Consider the following 25,116-nt stretch of genomic DNA (forward strand, 5'->3'; position numbering starts at 1 on the left):
CTTATTTGAGTTTTTAATTGATTATTAACTTGTAGGTTTTCCCTTTGGAGGGAGAATATTCAGCATTTCTGAATGTATTTTTTCGGCTGCATTGTCTAATCTTTCCTGAACAATTTGAGCATCATTTGATTTATAAACAATTCCGACATGATAATCTATTGGTAAAAATTTTACGGCTTCAGTACATTCAAACTCGTTGTAATTGGGCTCTTTATCTTTAATCAAAGCAACAATTAACCCTGAATAATATCCTGTAGGTTTCGAAACTTCATACTTTTTACCTCTTAATAAAGCGTCCTCAATTCTTGCCCATTCTCTCCAAATATTGATATTGCTGGAAGCTTCTACTAGATCTGGAATATGAGCTCCGCCAACTCTTGAAGAGGTTTCAAGAAAATAATATTTTCCGTCATCTTTACTTCTGATGAATTCTGTATGAGTAGCACCGTTTATTAATCCGAAATTTGAAAGAACTTTGGCATTTACCTGTTCCAGAGCTTGAAATTCGTCTGAATACCTACCTAATGTCTTGGTTCTAAAAACTCCGCCTTCATGAGAAACCTGCATAGGTGGAGCTAGATATTTTGAAGCAGAAGTAAAAACAATATCTTTATTAAATGTAAGACTATCAACATGATAAACATCTCCTGGTTTGAAGCTTTCTAATAGAAATAAATGTCTTTCTTCTCCGAGAGTATGTAAAGCATCCCAAAGTTCATCTTTAGACGTTATTTTTTTAATTCCTGACGCAGAAGCCTCCGAACGAGGTTTTAATACCCATGGAGCAGGAATTTTATCAACAAAAGAATTAACCTCATCATTATTGAAAATTGCTGTAAACTCAGGTACGTTGATGCCCGAATCTTTTGCTTTTTGTCTCATTGCCAATTTATCCCTGAAGTAGCGATGAGTGGTTTGTCCCATTCCAGGAATACGAAATGTTTCCCTAACAAGAGCTGCTTTTTCTACATCATAATCATCAAGAGCTATAACGGCATCTACTTTTCGCGTTTGCATCAGATGTGAAAACCCTTGAATCAGATGCTCTAGGTTCCATACAGACGGCTTAATTTCAGGCATATAAAATACCTCGTCAATAGCATGCCATGGCCAATTTTTTTCTTTTAGGTTTTCAGATGTTATTAGTATAATTTTATTACCGAGCCTTTTCATTTCATCCATGAAATCATAGCCCTTATAATAGCACGAAATACATGCTATTGTTTTCTCCTCCATATAATGTTTTTTAGATTTTAATGAGTTTTCAAAAATAAAAGCAAATTTTTATTAATTATTTAATGTTAAAATTAAAAATAAGTTGCGTTTTTGAAAATCTTGTATCAATTATACAGAGAATTTTTGTAATAAACTAATTTTTATAAGGAATTTTCAATAAAATCTGTTAATAATTGTACCCCGAAACCTGTTGCTGCCTTTTCTTTAGCATAACCAACATTTCCAAATGCTACCCCCGCAATATCAAGATGTGCCCATTTTGGGTGGTTTTCGATAAATTGTTCCAAAAATTTAGCAGCTACAATACAGTCTCCAATTGGCTTCATGGAGATGTTTTTTAGGTCTGCAACATCAGACTGTATATCATCTTTCCAAATATCCCATAACGGAAGATTCCAAAGTCTTTGATTGGTTTTATCTCCTGTTTTTATTAAATTATTTTTTAATTCTTCATTGTTAGAAAATAATGCACCACAAGTATCTCCAAACATTCTTACAGAACTTCCTGTAAGTGTAGCAAGGTCAATTAAAAAATCTGTTTTGTAATTTTTGGTAAGGTAAGAAAGTCCGTCTGCTAAAATCATTCTTCCTTCCGCATCGGTATTTAAAATTTCGATTGTTTTTCCGTTGTATGCGGTAATTACGTCACTTGGGAGAAAAGCCTTTTCAGAAATTGCATTATCTGTAATGGGTAAAATCGCAACAATATTTACAGGAAGTTGCATTTCTGCAGCATACAATAATGTTCCTAAAACAGCTGTAGCTCCACCCATGTCTGATTTCATATAATGCATATTTTCGTGACTTTTTAAAGAAATTCCACCTGTATCGAATACTACGCATTTCCCGACAAGACCAAAAGTTTTTGCATTTTTAACAGAGGTTTTATACTCAAGAATAGTAAATGCAGCATCGTAATCGCTTCCTTGATTTACAGATAAGTAAGCTCCCAAACCAAGTTCTTCACATTTTTTTCTGTTGAAAATTGTATACTTTAAGCCGTATTTTTTTGCTAAGTTTTTTAAATATAAACTTAAAGCATCTGGTCTTTTTAGATTTGCAGGTTTATTAAGCCAGTCTTGGCAAGTAATTTGTCCGATACTTAATGCTTCGGCTCTTTTAATAATTGTATCCAGCTTTTTCTGGCTTAGATTTTCAGAATGAAGTTCAAATTTGGAGTTCCAAAAAGGGTGAGATTTTTCAAAAGGGTAGTTGTAAGTTCCTATTAGTAGGCCTTTTGCGAATTGTTCGAATTGTTTTTCATTCATAAAATCTGCTAAAACCAAAGTAGGAACAGGGTGTAATTTGTCTTTTTGAGTCTGAGAAAATTTTACGGCTACCTGCTGGATTTCAAAATTTTGTAAAGTTGATTTTCCTAAACCTATGAAGTAGGTAATTCCTTCTTCGTGAGCATTTATGAAAACTTCCTGTTTTTTTCCTGTGAAAAAATTAGAAATATTTTTGTTGAAATTTTTACTTGTTTTTGCCCATTCTTCTTCAGTGAATACATGGAAAACTTGAGTATAATTTTTATTTTTTTTGTTTAATAATTTCATGAGTTTAATTTTTAATGCTGTTTTGTTGAGGTTTTACTTCTACCGGATTCTCTGTATTGTCATAGAATAGCCATTCGATAGCTCTAGGAAATTCCTGAGACCAGTAAAATTCATTATGGGTACCTTCTGGATTGATGTTGGTTCTGAATTCGAAATCAAATAGATTTTTCTTTTCCCAACGTTTTAAATATTCTTCAAAAATATGGATTCTTTTTACCATTTTAGAACCTTCCTGACCTCCTCCATAAAGATAAATCTTGGTCTTATAAGGTACTCTGAAGCTCATCATCGGGAAATTGTTATTGGGTTCTACCCAAAGTGAAGGCGAGAAAATCAAAAGTTTAGAATAAACTTCCGGGTAAAGAAACCCACTATAAATACTAATTAGAGCACCTAACGAACTTCCTCCGATTCCTGTGTTGTCTCTGTCTTTTTTTGTTCGGTAATTTTCGTCAACATAAGGCTTCAAAGTATCCGTAATAAAACGAATGTATTTTTTACCTTCAGAGCCATTGGCTACATTATCATTATCGAAAATATACTCTTTGATTCTTTCTTCGCTTCCGTGTTCAACAGCAATAATGATAACGTCTCCGCGCCCATATTCTGCTAAAATGGAAAGTTTTTTATCAATCTCCCAATTTCCGTAACCGCTTCCTTCATTAAAGAGATTTTGTGCATCCTGAAGATATAAAACAGGATATTTTTTGTCAGAAACATAATAGTCATAAGGCAAAAGTGCCCAGACTTTTCGATAGCGATCCAGCTGTGGTATATAAAATTCTTCTGAAATAATTTCTACAATAGGGAAGTATTCGTCTTTGAACGGTCCCCAATTGAGTCTCCATTTTTCAACAATATCTGAAGATTTTTCTGCTTGTTTTGGTGTTTTTCGGTTGGGAGTAATATTTCCGAATTTGTCTAGTTCTACATTTTCCCAGCCGCCTTTTGTGAATTTGTATTCAATTTCATCCGGGAGAATTTGATTGTCAATTTCTATGAAATAATTATTAGAATTTACTTGTTTAAGTTGATAGATGTAATCTTTTGGATTCCAGTTGTTGAAATTTCCTGTAATATATATAGCTCTATCATCACTTTCGTCTGTATAAAGTTCAAACCTCATCTGTGTATTTAAAAATGATTTTAACCTATAAATGTATAAAAAATCTTTTTATATCAAATTATTTTTCAAATTACCAAAGTGTGAATAAAAAAATTATATATTTGATAGAAACAAAGGATGGAAGAAGATTGACATGATAATTATTTCATTAATAATTAACGGTTTTTGCTCATTTTTTTTGTATTTTCAAGAAAAATAAATAATTAAAACAAAACCGTGATGAATTCGGTTAAAACATATACGCTTTTTACAGACCACGATATTTATCTTTTTAAAGAAGGTAAGCATTATAAGCTATATGAAAAATTTGGAGCACATTCTGTTGATAAAGATGGTGTAAAAGGTGTTTATTTCTCTGTTTGGGCACCCAATGCAAAAAAAGTTTCCGTTATAGGGAATTTTAATAATTGGAATGATAAAGACCATATTTTGTTTCCCCGATGGGATGGTTCCGGGATTTGGGAAGGCTTTATTGCTGGTTTAACCTGGGGTACATTATATAAATATGCAATTGAAACTCCGCGAGGAGAAATTTTAGAAAAAAGCGACCCTTATGCGCTGAGTTGGGAACAGAATATTCAGGCTGCATCTTTAGTTTCTACAACATGGTATGAATGGAGTGATGAAAAATGGTTAAAAAACCGCTGGCAAAAGAATAGTCTGAATGCACCAATTTCTGTTTATGAAATTCATTTAGGTTCTTGGGTTCGGGAAGGATGTAATCCAAAGCAGTTTTTGAACTACCGTGATATAGCAAAAAAACTCGTTCCTTATGTGAAAGAAATGGGATTTACACATGTGGAATTCATGCCTGTGATGGAATATCCGTATGATCCAAGTTGGGGATACCAGATTACAGGATTTTATGCTGCCACATCTCGTTTTGGTTCACCACAGGATTTGATGTATTTGATTGATGAGCTTCACAAAAATGATATTGGAGTTATTTTAGATTGGGTTCCTTCTCATTTCCCTGGTGATGCCAATGGTTTATATAGATTTGATGGCTCTTATTTATATGAACATGAGGATCCGAGAAAGGGTTTTCATCCTGATTGGAAGTCACATATTTTTAATTACGGAAGAAATGAAGTGAAATCTTTCCTGATTTCCAATGCGATGTTTTGGCTGGAACGATATCATGCAGACGGATTGCGTGTAGATGCTGTCACTTCAATGTTACATTTGGATTATTCTCGAAATGAAGGAGAATGGGAACCAAATATTTATGGAGGAAATGTAAATCTTGAAGCTAAAGCATTTTTACAAGAGTTTAATACGGCTGTTTATAAAGAATTTGGAGATAGTATAATCACAATAGCAGAAGAAAGTTCAGATTTTCCGATGCTCACAAAACCTGTTCATGACGGTGGTGTAGGTTTCGGTATGAAATGGATGATGGGTTGGATGCATGATACATTGGATTACTTTAAAGAAGACCCGATTAATAGGAAATATCATCATCATAAGCTGACTTTTGCTTCGATGTATATGTATAATGAAAATTATATGATGCCTTTGTCTCACGATGAGGTTGTACACGGTAAAGCTAGTTTGATTTACAAGATGGTGGGCGATGAATGGCAAAAATTTGCTAATCTTCGTACGTTGTATGTGTATATGTATACACATCCGGGCGCGAAGCTGCTTTTCATGGGGGATGAATTTGGGCAAACCAGTGAATGGAATTTTACCCAGAGTTTAGATTGGCATTTGCTGAAATATCCCGTTCATAAAGGACTGCAAACCTTAGTCAAAGATTTGAATCATATGTATAGGGATGAACCTGCTTTTTATGAAAACCAATTCAATAAAGATGGGTTTGAGTGGGTTGAAGCTGATGATTTGGAAAATTCTGTATATGTATATTTAAGAAAAGGAAAAAGAAAGGATGATGTTTTTATGGTGATTCTAAATTTGCTCCCTAGAAGTTTAGATTATGAAATAGGAGTGGATTCAGGAACAGATTGGGAGGTCGTTTTTAATTCCGATGATGAAAAATATAATGGAAGTGGAGTAAAACCGACTGTTTTTAATGAAAAAAATGAGGAATACAGCGGAAAACCAAAATCCATCAGTCTGAATTTGCCTCCTCTTGCAGGGATTATTTTAAAGCTGAAAAAAGACAAAAAATATAAACTACAAAGAATTAAACAACATAAAAGGTAGAAATACATGGTAATTTATCATCTTAGTACGGAATGTTATCCGGTAGCAAAAGTAGGAGGTTTAGCTGATGTAGTGGGAGCTTTGCCGAAATATCAGAATAAAATAAAAGATATTGACGCTAAGGTTGTAATGCCTTGGTATAATAAACCTTTTGTTTACGAACATGAATTTGATATTGTTTTTGACGGATTTATTCATCAAGGATCAAATATGCTTCAGGTTCAGATTTTAAAAGAAAAAACAAATGTCTTGGGATTTGAATTGTATATGGTGAAAATTCCCGGACTTTTAGATAGGGATAATCCTTACGGGTATCAAGATGAGAGTTTTCAGTTTTTGGCTTTTCAGCATGGCGTTTTACATTGGTTAAGTGCAATGGAGATTCGTCCCGATGTCTTGCATTGTCATGATTATCATACAGGCTTAGTCCCGTTTATGATTGAAAATTGCCCTGAATTTGTATTTTTAAAAGGGGTAAAAACCATCGGGACAATTCATAATGGTGAATATCAGGGAATGATGAGCTGGGATATGGCGAATTATATGCCTTTTTTTGACTCTTATAAATGGGGATTGCTTGATTGGAACGGATATATCAACCCTTTGGCAAGTATGATTAAATGTTGTACAGCCTTTACAACTGTTTCTCAAGGGTATTTGGAAGAACTTTTCGTAAGTTTTAGAGGCTTGGAAAGTTTGGTTCGAGATGAATTTGGTAAAGCCTACGGAATCATCAACGGAATTGACACTGAGGTTTGGAATCCTGAAACAGATCCTATGCTTGATTTTAATTTTAATATTAATAATGCTGTACTCCAAAAGAAGAAGAATAAAGAAAAATTGTGTAAAGAATACGGTTTGAAGCCTGAACTTCCTTTGTTTGCTTTTATAGGACGATTTGCAACAGAAAAAGGAGCTGATTTTCTTCCTGATGTTGTTTGGAAAAGTATTAAACAAAGTTATGGTACTTTGAATATCATGATTTTAGGTTCAGGTAATACTTATATTGAAAATAAACTGAAAGAATACGATTATACTTATACCAATTTTGCATTGGATTTAGGATATAAAGAACATCTCTCACATAAAATATATGCATCGGCAGACTTTTTATTGATGCCTTCAAGGGTTGAACCTTGTGGATTGAATCAGATGTATTCCATGAGATACGGAACCGTTCCTATTGTAAGATATACAGGAGGTTTGAGAGATACGGTAGAAGATATTTCAACAGGAGGAGCCGGAATCAATTTTACTTATCCGGGTGTGGATGATATTCTTCATGCAATGAATAGAGCAATGGGGATTTTTACTCAAAAAGAAACGATGGAAAATCTTATTCATGCTAATATGGGTTTTGATTTTGCTTGGGAGAAATCTGCTGAAAAATATATAGCTTTATATAAGAATTAAAACCTTGAAGAAGCTGTCTTTTTTATTTGTGTTCTTAGTAATTTTTTCTTGTAAAAAGAAAGAAGGAACGTATATTGGTGGTTATTATTGGATTTACGGTTATGGCTATCCTAGAATGGGATTTTATGAAGCAGCAGAAGGGATTTCTGAAAAATGGAAAATTAAGCATCATTTAGTAGCAGGATGTAGAGTTGATGATAAATTAGTGAAACAAGTTGATGCTAAAAATAAAGAAACCTATGCTGCGATTGAAAGAGAATATGGAATAGGGTGGAAGAGTAAATATAATAAAGATTTGGAAGACTTCATAATGAGAGAGGTTGACATTATGGATGTATTAATTACAAATAAACTATTTAGAGAAGAGCTTAAAAAATATTATATAAACATTGATGATGTAGATAGAAAAATAAAGATGTTGAATGATAGTTTATATCAGGTTGTAGTTTATAATCAAAAGCTGAAAGCTGAAAATAAAGAATGTTTTTCAGTAGACGTAAATATTAAAAAAAGGACAGTAAATTTAATAAAATAAAACGCAATATAATCTATGAATCGCAATGTTATTTCAATTGTTTTGGGAGGAGGTAGAGGAACAAGACTTTTTCCTTTAACATACTCTAGGTCGAAACCCGCTGTGCCAATTGCCGGAAAATACAGATTGGTGGATATCCCCATTTCAAACTGTTTGAACTCAGGAATGAATAAAATCTTGGTTTTAACACAGTTTAATTCAGCTTCTTTAAATTCACATATCAAAAATTCCTATCATTTTGATATTTTCAGTAAGGGCTTTGTTGATATTTTGGCTGCGGAACAAAATGTTGAGAATGATAGTTGGTACCAAGGAACGGCGGATGCGGTTCGCCAATCAATGAAACACCTTGAGAAATATGATTATGATTATATTCTGATTCTTTCCGGTGATCAGCTTTATCAGATGGATTTTAGAGAAATGCTTGATTTTCATATAGAAAAAGGTGGTGATGTGACGATTGCCACGATTCCTGTAAATGCTAAAGATGCGACGGGTTTTGGGATTTTGAGTTCTGATGACGAAGGAAATATTACATCCTTTGTTGAAAAACCAGGATATGACTTGTTGGATGGTTTAAAATCTGAAGTTTCGGAAGAAAATAAACATAGAGGCAAAGAATATCTGGCTTCGATGGGAATTTATATTTTTACAAGGAGTATTCTTAAGAAAATGTTTGAAGAAGGAGCGGGAGATGATTTCGGAAAAGACATTATTCCAAATTCAATAGGAAAATATAAAACATTAAGCTATCAATATGAAGGATATTGGACGGATATAGGTACAATTGAATCTTTTTATGAAGCAAATTTAGATTTGTGTCAGGATTTTCCGCAGTTTAACCTGTTTTCTTCATCACCTGTTTATACAAGAGCAAGAATGCTTCCTCCATCAAAAATTAATGGTTCTTATGTAAGTAAGGCGGTTTTTGGTGATGGTTGTATTATCATGGCAGATAAAATTGAAAACTCGGTAATAGGAAATCGTACGAGAATAGATAAAGGAAGTACCATTGTAAATTCTTATGTAATGGGAGCTGATTTCTATCAAAATACAACCGAAATTGTGATGAATGATAGAGCAGGAAAACCAAACATGGGAATCGGAAAATATTGTTATATAGAAAAAGCAATTTTAGATAAAAACTGTTACATTGGGGATAATGTAAGAATTATTGGAGGAAAACATTTGAAGGATGGTGATTTTGGGACATACTCAGTGCAGGATGGAATTGTGGTAGTGAAAAAAGGAGCGGTTTTGCCTCCGGGAACTCATGTGGGATAATTCATTAAAACATACAATAAGGGTGACCAATATATTGGTCACTTTTTTTATTTGTATTACATTTGTGCGATGCGTATTTTCAAGATCATAGCTGTAATTATTGTATTTTTAGTGGGAGCTTATACTGCTTCCATGTACTATTTTGTGGATGAAAGTAAAAGTTTTAAAATTGAAAAAGAAGTAGATTATCCTTTGGATAAAGTTTTTTCTCAATTTAATAATCTTCAGCATTTTACACGTTGGAATAATTTCTTTACGAGTTCTCCGTCTATTGATATTGATTATTACAGACCTTATGAAGGGCAAGGAAGTGCGATGAGCTATGTAGATCCCAAAAATGAGACAGATGGGGAAATGTTCATAAGATATGAAAATCCAAACAAGACCTTAAGATATCAGCTTTTTGAAGATAAGAACGAGAACCCTACGTTGGTTGATGTGAAATTTAAAGCAGTTTCTCCAGAAAAGACGAAAATCACATGGTCGGTTCATACACCTAAACTATCTGTTTTCAGAAGAGTGGAAAATTTTTGGACGGAAGACAGATTTGCTGAGAATATCGATAAAAGCATGATAAATCTGAAAAATGTTTTGGGTAACAAGGTAGAGAAAGATAATCAGATTGCAGCCATAAAATATGATAGTCTGATGGTCGAAAATGAGGAAGAGAAACTTTTGTTGGGAATTAATGTGAGTACATCCAACAAAAAAGATGCTTTATATAGAAATGTTGTTATGAACTATAATAAAGTTTATAACTATGTAACCATGGATTTGGGCAAAAAAGATGATGAATTTGGGTATCCTGTTTTGATTACAGATGCCGATAATTATAAAGACAAAGAAGTTTCTTATTTCTTGGGAATTCCATTGTCTAAAAAGTTTGGAATTACAGATAATAATTTCAGTTTCAGAACTTTAAATTCTGCTCAGAATTATGTCATTTACTACAAAGGAACTTATGAAGGGAGAGTAAAAGCAATTCAGCAACTGATTCAGAAAGCGAAGAAAGACGAAATGCGTTTTGGTGACGTTCAACAAACTTTTATCGAAAGACCAATGGAGGGTCAGACAGTTAATTTGAAACTCTCATTATCAGTATTTAAGTGATTTTTTCAATTTTAATTATTTTATAGTTTTTTTAATAATATTAGGCGGTTCCAAGTCGGTTTTTTTTATTAAATTTGGAGTTTAATTCTACAAATAAATTTTAATAATAGATAAACTGTAATAATGGACAGATTTTCATTCCTAAACGCAGCTCATTCTCAATTAATTGAGGATTTATACCAACAGTACTTAAAATTCCCGGATTCTTTAGAACCATCATGGAAAGCCTTCTTTCAAGGCTTTGATTTTGCTTTAGAGAACTACGGAGATGATGATAACGTTCAATATATTCAAACTTCAGCCTCTTCGGCTCCAGTAGCACAGCAAGTTTCTCAGGCTGTATCAAACGGAGAAGTGCCTGAACATATTAAAAAAGAGTTTAAAGTAGTAAACCTTATTGAGGCTTACAGAACAAGAGGCCATTTGTTTACCAAAACAAACCCTGTTAGAGAAAGAAGACATTATACACCGACTTTAGATATCGAAAATTTTGGTTTATCTAAAGAGGATTTAAATACAAAATTCAATTGTGCTGTAGAAACAGGGATGAAAGGTCCTTCTACTTTGCAAGAGATTATTACTCACCTAGAAAATATTTATTGTGATTCTATCGGTGTTGAATATATGCACATCAATAACGTTGAAGAAAAGGATTTTATAAAACAATGGCTGCAGGTAAATGAAAATCATCCGATTCTTTCATCTAATGAAAAAACTGAAATTTTATTAAAACTTAATCAGGCTGTTGCGTTTGAAAATTATCTTCATACAAAATTTGTTGGGCAAAAAAGATTCTCATTAGAAGGCGGTGAAACTCTTATCCCAGCTTTGGATCAGTTGATTTCAAGATCTTCTCAATTGGGAGTTGATGAGGTTGTTTTAGGAATGGCTCACAGAGGTAGATTAAATGTACTGACAAATATTTTCGGGAAATCTTACAAACAAATTTTCTCAGAATTTGAAGGAAAAGAATTTGAAGAAGATGTGTTCTCTGGTGATGTTAAGTATCACTTAGGAGCATCTAAAAAAATAAAAACAGCTTCAGGAGAAGAAGTTGCTATCAACTTGACTCCGAACCCATCTCACCTTGAAACGGTTGCAGCTCTTGTAGAAGGTATTTGCCGTGCAAAAGTAGATGATAAATATAAAGATTATTCTAAAGTTCTTCCAATCATTATTCACGGTGACGGTGCTATTGCAGGGCAGGGTATTGCTTATGAAGTTGCTCAGATGATGACTTTAGATGGGTACAAAACGGGTGGTACTGTTCATATTGTTGTAAATAACCAGGTTTCATTTACAACTAATTATATGGATGCAAGATCTTCTACCTATTGTACGGATATTGCAAAAGTTACAGAATCGCCTGTAATGCATGTAAACGCAGATGATGCTGAAGCTGTGGTACACGCTATCCATTTTGCTGCTGATTTCAGAGCGAAATTCGGAAAAGATGTTTATATTGATTTATTAGGATATAGAAAATATGGGCATAACGAAGGCGATGAGCCAAGGTTCACGCAGCCTAATTTATATAAAACAATCTCTAAACACCCGAATCCAAGAGAGATTTATAAAGATAAGTTATTAAAAGACAGCATTACATCAAATGATGTAATTGCTAAAATGGAAACTGATTTTAAAGCTCTTCTTGATAAAGACTTTGATGCATCTAAAGAAATTGAAAAAAATACAATGGATGTTTTCATGGCAGAAGACTGGACAAATTATCCAATCGGAAAGAGAGGTGCGGTTCTGGATGCTGTTGATACAAAATATGACTTAGCAAAGTTGAAAGAATTGGCAATTAAAATGTCAACTCTTCCGGCTGATAAAAAGTTCTTAAATAAAATTACAAGACTTTTCGAAAACAGGCTTAAAGCTATTGAAGCAAACTCTTTAGACTGGGCTTTAGGAGAATGGTTAGCTTACGCTACACTTCTTACAGAAGGACACAATGTGAGAATTTCTGGTGAAGATGTGGAAAGAGGTACTTTCTCTCACAGACATGCGGTTGTAAAAACAGAAGATACAGAAGAAGAATATGTTCCATTAAGACAAGTTTCTGAAAATAGATTTGATGTATTCAATTCTCACCTTTCTGAATATGGAGTTTTAGGTTTCGATTACGGTTATGCAATGGCTTCTCCTAATACATTAACGATTTGGGAAGCACAGTTTGGAGACTTCGTAAATGGTGCTCAGATTATTGTTGACCAATATTTGGCTGCAGCTGAAGAAAAATGGAAAATTCAGGATGGTTTGGTAATGTTATTACCTCACGGTTCAGAAGGACAAGGTGCAGAACACTCTTCAGCTAGATTGGAAAGATTCCTTACACTTTGTGCTAATGAAAACATGGTTGTAGCGAATATTACTTCTCCTGCTAACTATTTCCACTTATTGAGAAGACAATTAAAATGGTCATTCAGAAAACCATTAATTGTGATGAGTCCAAAATCATTGTTAAGACATCCTAAAGTGGTTTCTCCGCTTGAAGATTTCTCAAATAAAGGATTCCAGCCAGTCTTAGATGATCCAACTGCAGATCCTAAAAAAGTTGAAAAATTAGTACTTTGTTCAGGTAAATTATACTTTGAATTATTAGCTAAAAAAGAAGAACTTAACTGTGAAAATATTGCATTAGTGAGATTTGAGCAGCTTTATCCTCTTCAAACAGATGCTATTGAGGAAATTTTCAATAAATATTCAAATAGAAAAGAGATTATTTGGGCCCAGGAAGAACCTGAAAACATGGGAGCTTGGTCTTATATTCTGAGAAACTTCAGAGATACGGGTATTAATGTAATAGCTCCTGTACCAAGTGGTGCTCCGGCTCCTGGAAGTCATAAAATGTTTGAGAAAAACCAAAATGCAGTAATCAACAGAGTATTTGATAGAAATGATGCTCCTGTAAAAAGACCTGTAACAGCTTAATAAAAAAATAATAATCAATAAAAAAATAAAAAATACTCATATGTCAGTTTTAGAAATGAAAGTTCCTTCACCGGGCGAATCAATTACAGAAGTTGAAATTGCAACTTGGCTTGTAAAAGATGGTGATTATGTAGAAAAAGATCAACCTATCGCTGAGGTAGACTCAGATAAAGCAACTCTTGAATTGCCTGCTGAACAAAGTGGTGTTATTACTTTGAAAGCAGAAGAAGGTGATGTGGTACAAGTAGGTCAGGTAGTATGTTTAATTGATATGGATGCTGCAAAACCTGCGGGTTCTGCACCTGTTGCTGAAGCTCCAAAACAAGAGGAGGCTCCGAAAGCTGCTGAACCAGTGAAGCAAGAAGCTCCAAAACCTGTTGCAGCCCCTCAAACTTATGCAACTGGAGCACCATCTCCTGCTGCTAAGAAAATTCTTGACGAAAAAGGTATTGATGCATCTCAAGTTGTTGGACAAGGAAGAGATGGTAGAATCACTAAATCTGATGCTGAATTAGCTGCAGTTCCTGCTTTAGGTGGAAATCCAGTTTCTGCTACAGGTTCTAGATCTACAACAACTACTAAGCTTTCAGTTCTTAGAAGAAAAATTGCTCAAAGATTAGTTTCTGTTAAGAATGAAACAGCAATGTTGACAACTTTCAACGAGGTTGACATGTCTGAAATTTTTAGACTAAGAAAGCAGTATAAAGAAGAATTTGCTCAAAAACATGGGGTAGGTCTTGGTTTCATGTCTTTCTTTACAAAGGCGGTTACAAGAGCATTGCAAATGTATCCTGATGTAAATGCATCTATCGATGGAGATTATAAAATAAACTATGATTTCTGTGATATTTCAATCGCTGTTTCAGGTCCTAAAGGTTTAATGGTACCTGTATTAAGAAATGCAGAAAATATGTCTTTTGCAGGCGTTGAAGCAAATATCAAAGATTTAGCAACTAAAGTAAGAGACGGAAAAATTACGGTTGATGAAATGACAGGTGGTACATTCACTGTTACAAATGGTGGAACTTTTGGTTCTATGATGTCTACACCAATTATTAACCCTCCTCAATCTGCAATTTTGGGTATGCACAATATTATCCAAAGACCGGTTGCTGTTGACGGACAAGTTGTAATTCGTCCAATGATGTACGTAGCGATGTCTTATGATCACAGAATTATTGACGGAAAAGAATCTGTAGGATTCCTTGTTGCTGTTAAAGAGGCAATTGATAATCCGGTAGAAATTCTAATGGGTGGAGACGAAAGAAAAGGTCTTGGATTATAATTATTAATAGAATTATAATATATATTTATAATCTCGCCTCAAAAAAGGCGAGATTTTTGTATATATTTGATAAATACTTAAGATGATGTTCTCAAAAACTACCTCAAATATCAAGGTTTCAGTTATTCCTGAGTATGATATTAAAAACAGTTACCCTTCTGAAAACCGTTATGTTTTTAAATATAACATAGCAATTGAAAATACAGGGAATTTTCCTATAAAAGTTCTTAAAAGAAAATGGCTGATTTTCGACGTCGGTTTTGGATATACTGAAATTATAGGTGATGGTGTAATAGGTTTAACACCAGAAATTCCTGTTGGTAACAATTTTACCTATTTTTCAAATGTGATGCTACGTTCCGGAGTAGGAAATATGAGCGGAAAATACTTGGTTAGAAACATGGAAACTCAAGAAAATTTTGAAATAGACATTCCTAAATTTAACTTGCTTTCTGAAGTTTTAAGTAACTAAGAACTAAAGAACTTTTATTTTTGATTTCATATACTCAGAGACTTCTTCATTGCTTGAAAGAAGTAACTTTTCAAATGCTAATAAAGAGATTTTAGCACAAACTTCTGCGTCAGCACCGGCTCTGTGATGATTAAAGCTAATTTGATGGTATTCTGCTAAGTTTTTCAATCCGTATTTTGGAAGATAATTCCATGATTTTTTAGCCAATTGAATACTACAGAGATAATTTAATTTTGGTTTAAACATTCCATAATATTCAAGACAACCTCTTAAAACTCCGGCATCAAAACCAGCATTGTGAGCTATCATTAAAGTCCCGTACATCATTTCTTCGGCTTCATACCAAATTTCATCAAAAGTAGGAGCATCTTTAACATCATCGGCTCTTATTCCGTGTACATTAACGTTAAAAGGGTTGAAATAAGGAAAACTTGGTGGTTTTATTAACCATGTTTTAGTTTCTACAATTTTGGAGTCTTGTACAATACAAATTCCCATTTCACAGGCAGAGCTTCTTTCATGGGTTGCGGTTTCAAAGTCTATTGCACAAAAATCCATTGTTTATATAATTTATGATAAATGAAGTTACTTATTTCCAAGGAAATGTTTGAAAATTAACCATTTTGTTTGGTAAAATTCGTCTTTTTGATTTTGCTGACGACGTTTCCATGTTCCAATAGCTTGTCCATAGAACCCAAAATGTGCTCTTACTACAGCCCACAGATGAGGAAAGCCTTGTTTTAAACCAAAATAAATTCCGGCAACTCCATCTAGACATAACCTGAAAAAAAGTAGCCCAATAAGCCTAGGAAAAGGTAAGTTTTTCAACATCATCGAAAGATTATTTCTGATGTTTAAATATGTTTTTTGGGCACTTTGCTTGTTTAAAGTTCCGCCTCCAACGTGATAGACTGTAGATTTTCCTGTATAAAATATTTTTTTTCCTGAATTGATTAATCTCCAGCAAAGGTCAATTTCTTCCTGATGGGCAAAAAATCTTTCATCAAACCCTTTTTGTTCCCAAAAATCTTTTGAACGGATAAAAAAACAACATCCTGAAGCCCAAAAAATATCGATTTCATCATCATATTGACCTTTATCTTCTTCTACTTTATCAAAGATACGCCCTCTGCAATAAGGATAGCCTAAATTATCAATTAAACCACCTCCTGCGCCGGCAAACTCAAAAAATTTTTTATTATTGAAAGATAAAATTTTAGGTTGAATTGCAGAAATTGAAGAATCTTTTTCAAATAAATGTAAAACAGGTTCAATCCAATTTTCAGTTACTTCTACGTCTGAATTTAAAAGACAATAATATTCAGCCTCAATAGACTTCAACCCTTCATTATAACCTCCTGCAAAACCATAATTTTTATTGTTTTTGATAATTTTTACAGTAGGAAATTGCATTTGTGTAAATTCTACAGAATCATCTGTAGAAAGATTGTCAATCACATAAATTTCTGCGTATTCTGAAAAGCTAACTACGCTTGGAAGAAATTTTTCAAGCCAGTTTTTTCCGTTCCAATTTAATATGACAATTGCTAATTTTTTTGACATTTTAAATTAAATTTTTTCAGAATCATAAATCTTTATCGAATCCTTATATTTCCATTTTCTGTGTGACCAAAGATAATTATCAGGACGTTTGTGTAATGTGTTTTCCAATAATTTGTGAAACTTCTTTACTACTTCATGTTCTGCAAATTTTTCTCCGTCAGGATAAATTCTGTGATAGTTTACCTGATAAAAACCACGTTTTACCTTTTTCATTTCACAATAAATGAATGCTAAATCCATTCTTGTGGCTAGTTTATCATATCCAATAAATACCGGTGTTCTTTGATTCAAAAATTCTAAACCATAAGTGATACTCGCCGAATGGGGAGTTTGATCTGCAACAAACATGTATACAGAATTTCCGTCGTTTTTGTTTCTAAGAATATTTCGGATTACTTCGTTTGCTTCTAATGCTTCATTTCCAAATTTGTTTCGGACTTTTTTCATTTCATTTTCCCAGAAGTCGCTGTTAACCTTTCTGTAAACAGGATGACAATGTTCCTGAGGAATTATTCTTGCAAATGCATTTATCCATTCCCAGTTAAAAACATGACCGGCTAAAAGAATTACATTTTTTCCTTCTGCTTTTGCTTCATGAAAAATATCCTGATTGATATGCTGCATTCTCACTCTTGATTCTGTTTCAGAAATACTGAATGATTTTACAGTTTCTACTAAATAATCTGAAAAATTACGATAGAATTTTTTTCTAATTTCTTTTATTTCCTTTTCATTTTTTTCCGGAAAAGAGTTTTTAAGGTTTTCGGTAATTACGTTTTTTCTGTAACCAACGAAGTTGTAGTTTAAAAAGAAAATAATATCCGAAAAAATGTATAAAATTTTTAGCGGAAGCTTAGAAACGAAGTATAATATTTTAATTAATAAATTCATAAAACACGCAAATTTACGGATAATAAAATTATGGTTCTATTTTTGCTTGTAATAAGTCGTGTTTTTTTAAGTTTATGTTATGAAAAAGTTATCATTTATAGTATTTTTAGCCCTAACTACATTTGCTTGGTCTCAAAATAGCAATAAAACCATTGATAAGAGAAAGTCAGCGGATAAAGTATTATTGGTTCAAAATGATACTGGAGAATTAGAAGCAAAGAAAAAGGCTGCGGCAGAGGAAAAAGCTAAGTTACCTAAACCATATGATCCAAAAGCTGATGCACAAGCTGATATTAATAAATTAATAGAACAGGCTCAGAAAGAAGAAAAAAATATAATGATTCAGGCTGGTGGAAACTGGTGTATTTGGTGTTTGAGGTTTAACCAATATGTACAAACAACTCCTGAACTAAAGGAGATTGTAGATGAAAATTATCTTTATTATCATTTGAATTATTCTCCTGATAATAAGAATGAAAAAGTTTTTGATCAATATGGAAATCCGGGAGATAAATTTGGATACCCTGTTTTTATTGTTTTAGATAAAAATGGAAAAATGATTCATGTTCAGCAAAGTGATGTCTTAGAAGAAGGAAAAGGCTACAGTCTTGATAAGGTAAAAGAGTTCTTTTTGCAATGGACTTCTAAATCATAAAATAAAAACCGAGATTTTCTCGGTTTTTATTTTTTAAAGCAATTTCTTAATCCAACTTAATTTGCTTTCGGAATAAGGTGGATATTTGATGTTTGGTTCTCCCCAAGTTGCTTTTTGCAGGACTGCTTTTTGATGTGAAAAGGTTTCAAAGCCGAATTTCCCGTGGTAATTTCCGATGCCGGAATTACCTACTCCTCCAAAAGGAAGATTTTCATTTCCCAAATGCATTACAACATCGTTAATACAACCTCCTCCAAAAAAAAGTATTTGGGTAAATATATCTTTTTCTTCCGAATTATTGGTAAAAAGGTAAGCTGCAAGAGGTTTTTCTAAATCTAAAACTTGATTTAAAGCAGAATTAAAATTATTAAAAGAAATTATAGGCAAAATAGGTCCGAAAATTTCTTCCTGCATAACTCCATCTTCCCAAGTGATATTATTTAGAATAGTAGGTTCTATATAAAGTTTCTCCTCATCGTGATTTCCTCCAAGGTAAATCTTATTTTTATCGATAAGATTGATTAATCTTTTAAAATTTTTTTGATTAATTATTCTTGTGTAATGTTCAGAGTTTGGTTGATAATTAAACTGAATAATATATTTTTTTAGAGACTCTAAAAATTCTTTCTGAACAGATTCTTCAATTAATACATAATCGGGAGCTACGCATGTTTGACCTGCATTTAAGAATTTTCCCCAAACAATTCTTTTTGCCGCAATATCCAAATTGGCATTTTTTGTAATAATTGCAGGGGATTTTCCACCCAATTCTAGTGTTACCGGAGTTAAATGTTCTGCCGCAGCTTTGTAAACAATTTTCCCGACTTTTGTACTTCCGGTGAAAAATATTTTGTCAAATTTTAGTTTTAAAAGCTCGGTAGTTTCATCAATTCCTCCCTCATAAACGAATAAATATTCTGCAGGAAAGTTATCATTGATGATTTTAGACATTATTTTCATCGTGTTTTCTGCTATTTCACTTGGCTTCAGAATACAGCAATTCCCTGAAGCCAAAGCTGCAATAACAGGAGAGAGTGATAATTGATAAGGATAATTCCAGGCTCCAATAACCAATACATTTCCTAAAGGTTCTGGATATATATAACTTTGTCCTAATTGATTAGCAAGATTTGTTCTTACTTTTTTAGGCTTGGAAAGTGAGTTTAAATTCTTTAAATAATAATCAATATCGTTTAAAATAAATGAAATTTCGGTAGTGAAAGTATCAAACTTTGATTTCCCAAAATCTTTGTAAATAGCATCAAATAAAGCCTGTTCATTTTCTAATACAAGTTCTTTAAGTTTTTTAAGTTGATTTTTTCTAAAGTTTATTTCTTTAGTTTTTTGAGTATTAAAAAACAGGCGTTGTGAAATTACAATATCTGAAATTTTCATTGTATAAATTGTATTTTACGAATATAATAATAAGTTTTTGCTTAAATGGTTTTAGTTAAAATCATTTATATTTATAGAATAAATGTTTACAGATGAATTTTAGTGACAAAATAATCCTTATAACGGGTGGTGCTTCAGGGATTGGTAAGATTATGGGACGTAAAGCTCTGGAAAGGGGAGTTGCTAAGTTGGTTATTTGGGATATAAATGAGAAAGGTCTTCATGACGTAAAATCTGAATTTGAAAATTATAAAGGTGAGATTTTCACTTATAAAGTGGATGTTTCTAATTTAGAAAGTATACAATCTACTGCAGATTTGGTGAAAAAGGAAGTAGGAAACGTAGAGATTTTAATAAATAATGCGGGTATAGTTGTCGGGAAATATTTTCATGAACATACGCATGATGACATAAAAAAAACAACGCTTATCAATTCTGATGCTATGATGCATATTACTTTAGAATTTCTTACAGAGATGATAAATAAAAATAATGGTTCTATATGTAATATTGCTTCAGCAGCAGGACTTATTTCTAATCCTAAAATGTCGGTTTATGCTGCCTCAAAATGGGCTGTAATAGGATGGAGTGATAGTATGCGTTTGGAAATGAAAGAATTAAAGAAAAATGTAGCTGTTACTACTGTTATGCCTTTCTACATCAATACAGGAATGTTTGAAGGAATAAAGTCTAAATTAGTGCCGATTTTAGAGCCAGAGCCTACTGCTGAAAAAATAATAAGAGCAATAGAAAAGAAAGCTAAAATGTTGGCTATGCCATTGCCTTATTGGTATATACGTTTAAATCAAGGGGTCTTACCTTTAAATTTATTTGACTGGGTGATGCGTAATGTCTTTGGTATTTATGATACGATGAAAGACTTTAAAGGCAGATGATAATAAGAGTCCTATAAAAAAACCACTTCCCTAGAAGTGGTTTTTTTATATTGAGAAAACTCTCTTTTTATTAAGCTTCTTCAGATTTTGCTTCTTCTTTTTTAGCAGGAGCAGCCTCAACTGGAGCATCAGATACAATATCGAACTCATAGTTGTACTCAACATTTCTGTGAAGTCTAACAAGAGCTGAGAATTTACCAGTTCTTTTGATTGTGCTTCCAGGAATTCTGATGTATTTTTTGTCTACAGAAACACCAGCTTTTTCTAAAGCAGCAGCTAAATCTGCATTGTTGATAGAACCAAATAATTTATCACCAGTACCTACTTTAGCAGGAATAGTAATAGAAGTTTTTTTCAATTGTTCAACTACAGCGTTTGCAGCAGCGATTAATTTAGCTTCTTCTTCTTTTCTAGCTTCTAAAGTAGCTTCTAGAGCAGCTTTATTTTTAGGTGTAGCTAAAAGTGCATATCCTTGAGGGATTAAGAAGTTTCTAGCATAACCTGGTTTTACGTTTACTGTGTCGAATTCAAGACCTAAGTTTTCTACGTCTTTTTTTAGGATAATTTCCATTGTTGTTGTCCGTTTTTTAGTTTTAGAGAAAAGAAAAAAGAAAAAAGAAAAAAGACAAATGTCTTAGAAATTATTTCTTTTCTTTAATCTAAAAATCGTTAGAATTAATTATTTATTCAGCAACTTAAAAAAAGAGAAAACAACCGAAATCTTTTCTCTTTTTTCTTGTTTCTTTTTATATCTTATTTTAATAAGTCAGCTACATAAGGCATCAAAGCAAGGTGTCTTGCTCTTTTGATAGCTGCAGAAACTTTTCTTTGGTATTTTAAAGAAGTTCCTGTATATCTTCTTGGTAAGATTTTGCCTTGTTCGTTCACGAATTGTAATAAGAAATCAGCATCTTTATAATCTACATGCTTAATTCCGTATTTTTTAAATCTACAATATTTCTTTTCAGATTTTGTATTGATATCAAGTGGAGTAAGGAATTTTACTTCTGATTCTCCTCCAGCTGAGGCTTGTTTAGCCATTTCGTCTATTGCCATGTCTTTGTCGTTTTAAAAATTGGGTTAATAATTAAGCTTTAGATGCTTTTACTTTAGCTCTTCTAGTTACAGCGTACTCAACAGCGTGTTTGTCAAGTTTTGTAGTAAGGTAACGAATTACTCTTTCGTCACGTTTGAATGCTAATTCTAAATCAGCAACTACAGTACCTTCCCCTTTAAATTCGATTAAAGTATAGAATCCATTCTTTTTCAATTGGATTGGATAAGCTAATTTTTTTAATCCCCAGTTTTCTTTAGCAACGATTTCGCAGTTCTTTTCTTTTAAAAGATCTACATACTTGTTCACTGCTTCCTCCACCTGTGCGTCAGATAGAACGGGAGTTAAAATGAAAACAGTTTCGTAATTGTTCATAATGTTAAATAAATTTGTTAATTATTTTGAGGTGCAAAAGTAGTAATATTATTTTGTTTATACAATAAGTTTGTATTTTATTTACTAATGAAAAATTATTTATTTCCAATAGTTCCAATTGGTACCGTCATAAATTGCTAATGCATCACTTGTTGTATCATAGACCATTGTTCCGGCAACAGGCTTTGAGATGTTTAGATGAGGATTTTCAACATGAGGCAAAACTAATGCTTTGTTATTCGATTCTAGCACCAAAACCCCGGGCTTTGAAGTTGTAGGTGCTCCTATTATTATACTTGTACCTACTTCTCCTGTAGTAGAAACATCTGTTGTAGTCGTTAATGTAGTCGTTAAATTTGTCCAATTGTTGTTTTCTTTAACTTGAATTGTATTTTGTTTCTTATTTACAATGAATGTCCCATCGGATGCATTATCAGGAGCAGTGACTACAGTAGGTAATATGATACCTTTATTTTCTTTTCCAAACTCAAGCAGAACGCTACTGTTTGATATTTGACTAGTGCCAATACCAATTTGAGCGAATGTACTTTGAAAAATAAGCAGCATAGGTATTATTAATAATCTTTTTTCCATCTTGAAAAGTTTATTTTTTTTCATTTTTTTTCTTTTTTTAGTTTGAATTACATCCTTTTTGTATGCATACCCATTCTTTTCTGGCTGGGTCATTAGCCGGTGATAAACCTCTGTAAAGCTTAATACATTTTTCATCTGTATCATACACCATCATTCCTTTTACAGGGATAAGGCTATTTATTTGTTGTGTCGTTAAATGAGAAATTACAAAACCTTTAGTAGGAGAGTCTAAAACAATATGTCCATTAGGTTGGCTTGTTGGCCAGTTTTCAGATGAACTAAATTGTCTGGAAGAAATTCCAACGTTAGATGTTAAGGCATTTCCTGATGTGTTACCAGGTTCTGTACAAACTTTAGTAATAAATGTTTTGCTGACAATATTACTTGTTTTGTTACCACAAGTACCTGATATGATAACGAAATAGTAATCTGTTGTTGGTGTTAATGATGTTTGTGGCGTATAAGACGATGTAGTTGCTCCGGTAATAAGTGTCGCTCCAGAGGTTGCGTTGACCGTGTTTTTATACCATTGATATGAAAGATTTGTACCTGTAGCATTAACGCTTAGTGTAGATGGTGTAACGCCTACATTTACTGTTTCTGAGGAAGTAGGTTGTGTTGATATTTCTGTATTAGGATTGACTTTTAATATTGATGCTGTTGAGTTTGAATTGCCACATGAATTAGTTGATATTACAAAATATCTGTAACCATCCATTGAAATAGTGGTGTTTGCGATGGTAAGCGTATTTGTTGTAGTTCCTGAGTGTGTTGTACTTTCTGTAATTGGTCCCCAAGATGTACCATTGTCTGTGCTCATATACCATTTGTATCCATTAGCAAAATTAACATTTGCTGTAATTGTAGTTGTTTGACCTTCACAAACTGTTACATTCGAAGGAGGATAAGAAGCATATTTTGGTTTAGGGTTGACTGTTAATGTAGCCGCAGAAGTTGTTGTTGTTCCGCAAGTATTTGCTGTATTATTGGCAACCAGTCTATATCTGTAGTTGCTCATGGTGTACAATACTCCAGTAATGGTAAGAGTTGCTGTAGTTGCATTAGAATAAACTCCACCATTGGAAATATTGGCAAATGTATTTCCTCCATCTGTGCTTAGTTGCCATTGGTAAGTATCTGCACCTGTTACTGTAGAAGCTATTGTAGTATTAGCTCCTTCACAAACGGTAGTATTTGACGGATTAGAAGCCGTAGGTTTTGAATTAACGGTTAATATAGCTGCAGAAGATGTTGTCGGACAGGAATTATTAGTTGCTATAATTCGGTATCTGTATCCGTTCATGGCAACAGTAGGAGAAGTAATATTTAGTGTTATTGTGGTAGCTCCGGAATATACACCTGTATTTGATATATTTGAATAGTTGATGCCATCCGTGCTTACCTGCCACTGATAACTTGTAGCTCCAGTAATTGTTGATGTAAAACTTGTATTTGTTCCCTCACATGTTGTTTTTGTGGTTGGTTGTGTCGTGATTGTAGGTGGAGTTGTAACGGTTACATTTGCGCCTATTGTATTGCCATTAGAATCCTTTTCTGCTGGATAATAACAAGAACCACTATAGTAGTACGGGGTGTATTTACCAGTTGTTAAATTACCTGTGTATCGGGTAGTACTGTTGTCTTTGAACCAGTGCAGTTCACTTGAAAATCCTGAAGGTGCGGCTGTACTTTTTAATAAAGAGTTTAATGAAGTTACATCTGTTGTTGTATTACATACACTATAAGATGTTGAATTTAGTATAGGTACAGGGACACCATAAAAACTAGGATTATCAGCATATACATAATTTACACCAGATGTGGTAGATGTAACGATAAATCTAATTTCATATGTTTGCCCTGGTTTCATTATATATGTTTGTGTAGATGTTATATAAGTATTTTTACTTGTGATTGAAGTACTTGGTCCCACCGTTGTACTAACGCCTGTAGAAACATCTTTTATTTGTATATAGCACCAAAATTGTAAACTCGCCTGATCTGAAGTAAAAGTTGTACGTAAATAACCTATTTTAAATCCATTTACAAGTATGCCGGGGCCGTTGTTGTTTACAGTAACTCGTGCTGTTAATGCTCTATCTGTGCTATACGACCCGTTTATTATAGGTACTTGATATATAGTTGAAGCATCCGTTAAAAAATTTGAAATACCATTATATCCACCTGAAGGCGAGGTAGCTGAGCTGTTTGAGTTATACCAAAAACCAGTTGTTGTGGTATTGTTTATTTTGATTTGCTCAACAGTATAATAATTCTTTAATCTGTTTGGGCTTAAATCTTTGGCCGAGTAATCATTGTTTGAGGTATCTCCATCATAGGTTATTAATCCTGTTGTTGTGTTTGCATCAACAGTTAATGAACATACTGTTCCTGGTTGCGCAAGTAGGGATGTGAAAAATAAATTGATTATTAAAGTAATCAATATTTTAGTTGAATAATTTGATTTCATATGTTTTTTTTATTTAAAAAAAGCTTGCAAAAATATTAATATTTTTTTAAATATTGCATTTTATGTTATTTTATTTATCTATTAATGAAATATTTGTAAA

The 25,116-nt window shown here is 33.0% G+C and carries 22 protein-coding genes; 10 read left to right on the plus strand and 12 right to left on the minus strand.

From position 1 onward, the window contains the following. Positions 1-24: 24 nt before the first annotated feature. The 3 genes from OH806_RS11110 to OH806_RS11120 form a co-directional block, all read right to left on the minus strand. Complete coding sequence (locus OH806_RS11110) at positions 25-1,236, minus strand: ATP-grasp domain-containing protein (RefSeq protein WP_264743751.1); 1,212 nt, start codon at positions 1,234-1,236, stop codon at positions 25-27. A 140-nt stretch (positions 1,237-1,376) separates the two neighbouring features. Next, complete coding sequence (locus tag OH806_RS11115; protein ID WP_264743752.1) at positions 1,377-2,792, minus strand: leucyl aminopeptidase family protein; 1,416 nt, start codon at positions 2,790-2,792, stop codon at positions 1,377-1,379. 4 nt (positions 2,793-2,796) lie between these two features. After that, on the minus strand, positions 2,797-3,918 hold the full coding sequence (locus tag OH806_RS11120) for an alpha/beta hydrolase-fold protein (RefSeq protein WP_264743753.1): 1,122 nt from the start codon (positions 3,916-3,918) through the stop codon (positions 2,797-2,799). A 219-nt stretch (positions 3,919-4,137) separates the two neighbouring features. Here OH806_RS11120 and glgB point away from each other — a divergent pair, with 219 nt between their 5' ends. The 8 genes from glgB to apaG all read left to right on the plus strand — a co-directional run bounded on the left by glgB (position 4,138) and on the right by apaG (position 15,123). Further along, complete coding sequence (gene glgB, locus OH806_RS11125; RefSeq protein WP_264743754.1) at positions 4,138-6,087, plus strand: 1,4-alpha-glucan branching protein GlgB; 1,950 nt, start codon at positions 4,138-4,140, stop codon at positions 6,085-6,087. A 6-nt stretch (positions 6,088-6,093) separates the two neighbouring features. Beyond that, positions 6,094-7,500 carry a glycogen synthase gene (locus tag OH806_RS11130; protein WP_264743755.1) on the plus strand — a complete coding sequence of 469 codons (1,407 nt, stop codon included), beginning with the start codon at positions 6,094-6,096 and terminating at the stop codon, positions 7,498-7,500. A 4-nt stretch (positions 7,501-7,504) separates the two neighbouring features. Next, positions 7,505-8,035, plus strand: coding sequence for a hypothetical protein (locus OH806_RS11135; RefSeq protein ID WP_264743756.1), 531 nt, complete (start codon positions 7,505-7,507; stop codon positions 8,033-8,035). A 15-nt stretch (positions 8,036-8,050) separates the two neighbouring features. Next, positions 8,051-9,319 carry a glucose-1-phosphate adenylyltransferase gene (locus OH806_RS11140; protein ID WP_264743757.1) on the plus strand — a complete coding sequence of 423 codons (1,269 nt, stop codon included), beginning with the start codon at positions 8,051-8,053 and terminating at the stop codon, positions 9,317-9,319. Positions 9,320-9,388: 69 nt separating this feature from the next. After that, positions 9,389-10,429 (plus strand): SRPBCC domain-containing protein, encoded by a 1,041-nt coding sequence (locus tag OH806_RS11145; RefSeq protein WP_264743758.1) that lies wholly within the window; start codon positions 9,389-9,391, stop codon positions 10,427-10,429. A 123-nt stretch (positions 10,430-10,552) separates the two neighbouring features. Continuing rightward, complete coding sequence (locus OH806_RS11150) at positions 10,553-13,366, plus strand: 2-oxoglutarate dehydrogenase E1 component (protein ID WP_264743759.1); 2,814 nt, start codon at positions 10,553-10,555, stop codon at positions 13,364-13,366. Between the two features lie 40 nt (positions 13,367-13,406). Next, positions 13,407-14,651 carry a 2-oxoglutarate dehydrogenase complex dihydrolipoyllysine-residue succinyltransferase gene (gene odhB, locus OH806_RS11155; RefSeq protein WP_264743760.1) on the plus strand — a complete coding sequence of 415 codons (1,245 nt, stop codon included), beginning with the start codon at positions 13,407-13,409 and terminating at the stop codon, positions 14,649-14,651. Between the two features lie 82 nt (positions 14,652-14,733). Then, entirely contained in the window at positions 14,734-15,123 is a 390-nt protein-coding gene (gene apaG / locus OH806_RS11160; RefSeq protein WP_264743761.1) for a Co2+/Mg2+ efflux protein ApaG, read from the plus strand. Positions 15,124-15,126: 3 nt separating this feature from the next. On the opposite strand, the gene OH806_RS11165 is transcribed toward apaG, so the two are convergent. The 3 genes from OH806_RS11165 to OH806_RS11175 are packed head-to-tail and all read right to left on the minus strand — an operon-like array spanning position 15,127 to position 17,577. Beyond that, a complete protein-coding gene (locus OH806_RS11165; RefSeq protein WP_264743762.1) occupies positions 15,127-15,681 on the minus strand; it encodes a 3'-5' exonuclease in 555 nt (184 codons plus the stop codon). Positions 15,682-15,708: 27 nt separating this feature from the next. Beyond that, on the minus strand, positions 15,709-16,686 hold the full coding sequence (locus OH806_RS11170) for a glycosyltransferase family 2 protein (RefSeq protein ID WP_264743763.1): 978 nt from the start codon (positions 16,684-16,686) through the stop codon (positions 15,709-15,711). Between the two features lie 6 nt (positions 16,687-16,692). Next, on the minus strand, positions 16,693-17,577 hold the full coding sequence (locus OH806_RS11175; protein ID WP_264743764.1) for a lysophospholipid acyltransferase family protein: 885 nt from the start codon (positions 17,575-17,577) through the stop codon (positions 16,693-16,695). A 79-nt stretch (positions 17,578-17,656) separates the two neighbouring features. Between OH806_RS11175 and OH806_RS11180 the strand changes: the two genes are divergently transcribed. Continuing rightward, the gene (locus OH806_RS11180) at positions 17,657-18,232 is read left to right on the plus strand and encodes a thioredoxin family protein (protein WP_264743765.1); all 576 of its coding nucleotides are present in this window, start codon (positions 17,657-17,659) and stop codon (positions 18,230-18,232) included. A gap of 33 nt (positions 18,233-18,265) precedes the next feature. On the opposite strand, the gene OH806_RS11185 is transcribed toward OH806_RS11180, so the two are convergent. After that, a complete protein-coding gene (locus OH806_RS11185; protein WP_264743766.1) occupies positions 18,266-19,627 on the minus strand; it encodes an aldehyde dehydrogenase in 1,362 nt (453 codons plus the stop codon). 92 nt (positions 19,628-19,719) lie between these two features. Between OH806_RS11185 and OH806_RS11190 the strand changes: the two genes are divergently transcribed. After that, positions 19,720-20,523, plus strand: a complete 804-nt coding sequence (locus tag OH806_RS11190) for an SDR family oxidoreductase (protein WP_264743767.1) — start codon at positions 19,720-19,722, stop codon at positions 20,521-20,523. A gap of 70 nt (positions 20,524-20,593) precedes the next feature. Here OH806_RS11190 and rplI read toward each other — a convergent pair whose 3' ends face one another. The 5 genes from rplI to OH806_RS11215 form a co-directional block, all read right to left on the minus strand. After that, positions 20,594-21,094, minus strand: a complete 501-nt coding sequence (gene rplI, locus OH806_RS11195) for a 50S ribosomal protein L9 (protein WP_264743768.1) — start codon at positions 21,092-21,094, stop codon at positions 20,594-20,596. A gap of 182 nt (positions 21,095-21,276) precedes the next feature. Next, a complete protein-coding gene (rpsR, locus tag OH806_RS11200; RefSeq protein ID WP_100375466.1) occupies positions 21,277-21,579 on the minus strand; it encodes a 30S ribosomal protein S18 in 303 nt (100 codons plus the stop codon). Between the two features lie 31 nt (positions 21,580-21,610). After that, positions 21,611-21,952, minus strand: a complete 342-nt coding sequence (gene rpsF / locus OH806_RS11205) for a 30S ribosomal protein S6 (RefSeq protein ID WP_264743769.1) — start codon at positions 21,950-21,952, stop codon at positions 21,611-21,613. Between the two features lie 99 nt (positions 21,953-22,051). Continuing rightward, on the minus strand, positions 22,052-22,570 hold the full coding sequence (locus OH806_RS11210) for a hypothetical protein (protein ID WP_264743770.1): 519 nt from the start codon (positions 22,568-22,570) through the stop codon (positions 22,052-22,054). A gap of 13 nt (positions 22,571-22,583) precedes the next feature. Continuing rightward, complete coding sequence (locus tag OH806_RS11215) at positions 22,584-25,016, minus strand: hypothetical protein (protein WP_264743771.1); 2,433 nt, start codon at positions 25,014-25,016, stop codon at positions 22,584-22,586. Positions 25,017-25,116 lie beyond the last annotated feature (100 nt).

Source organism: Chryseobacterium oryctis, from assembly GCF_025971925.1.
In the GTDB taxonomy this organism is placed as follows: Bacteria; Bacteroidota; Bacteroidia; order Flavobacteriales; family Weeksellaceae; genus Chryseobacterium; species Chryseobacterium oryctis.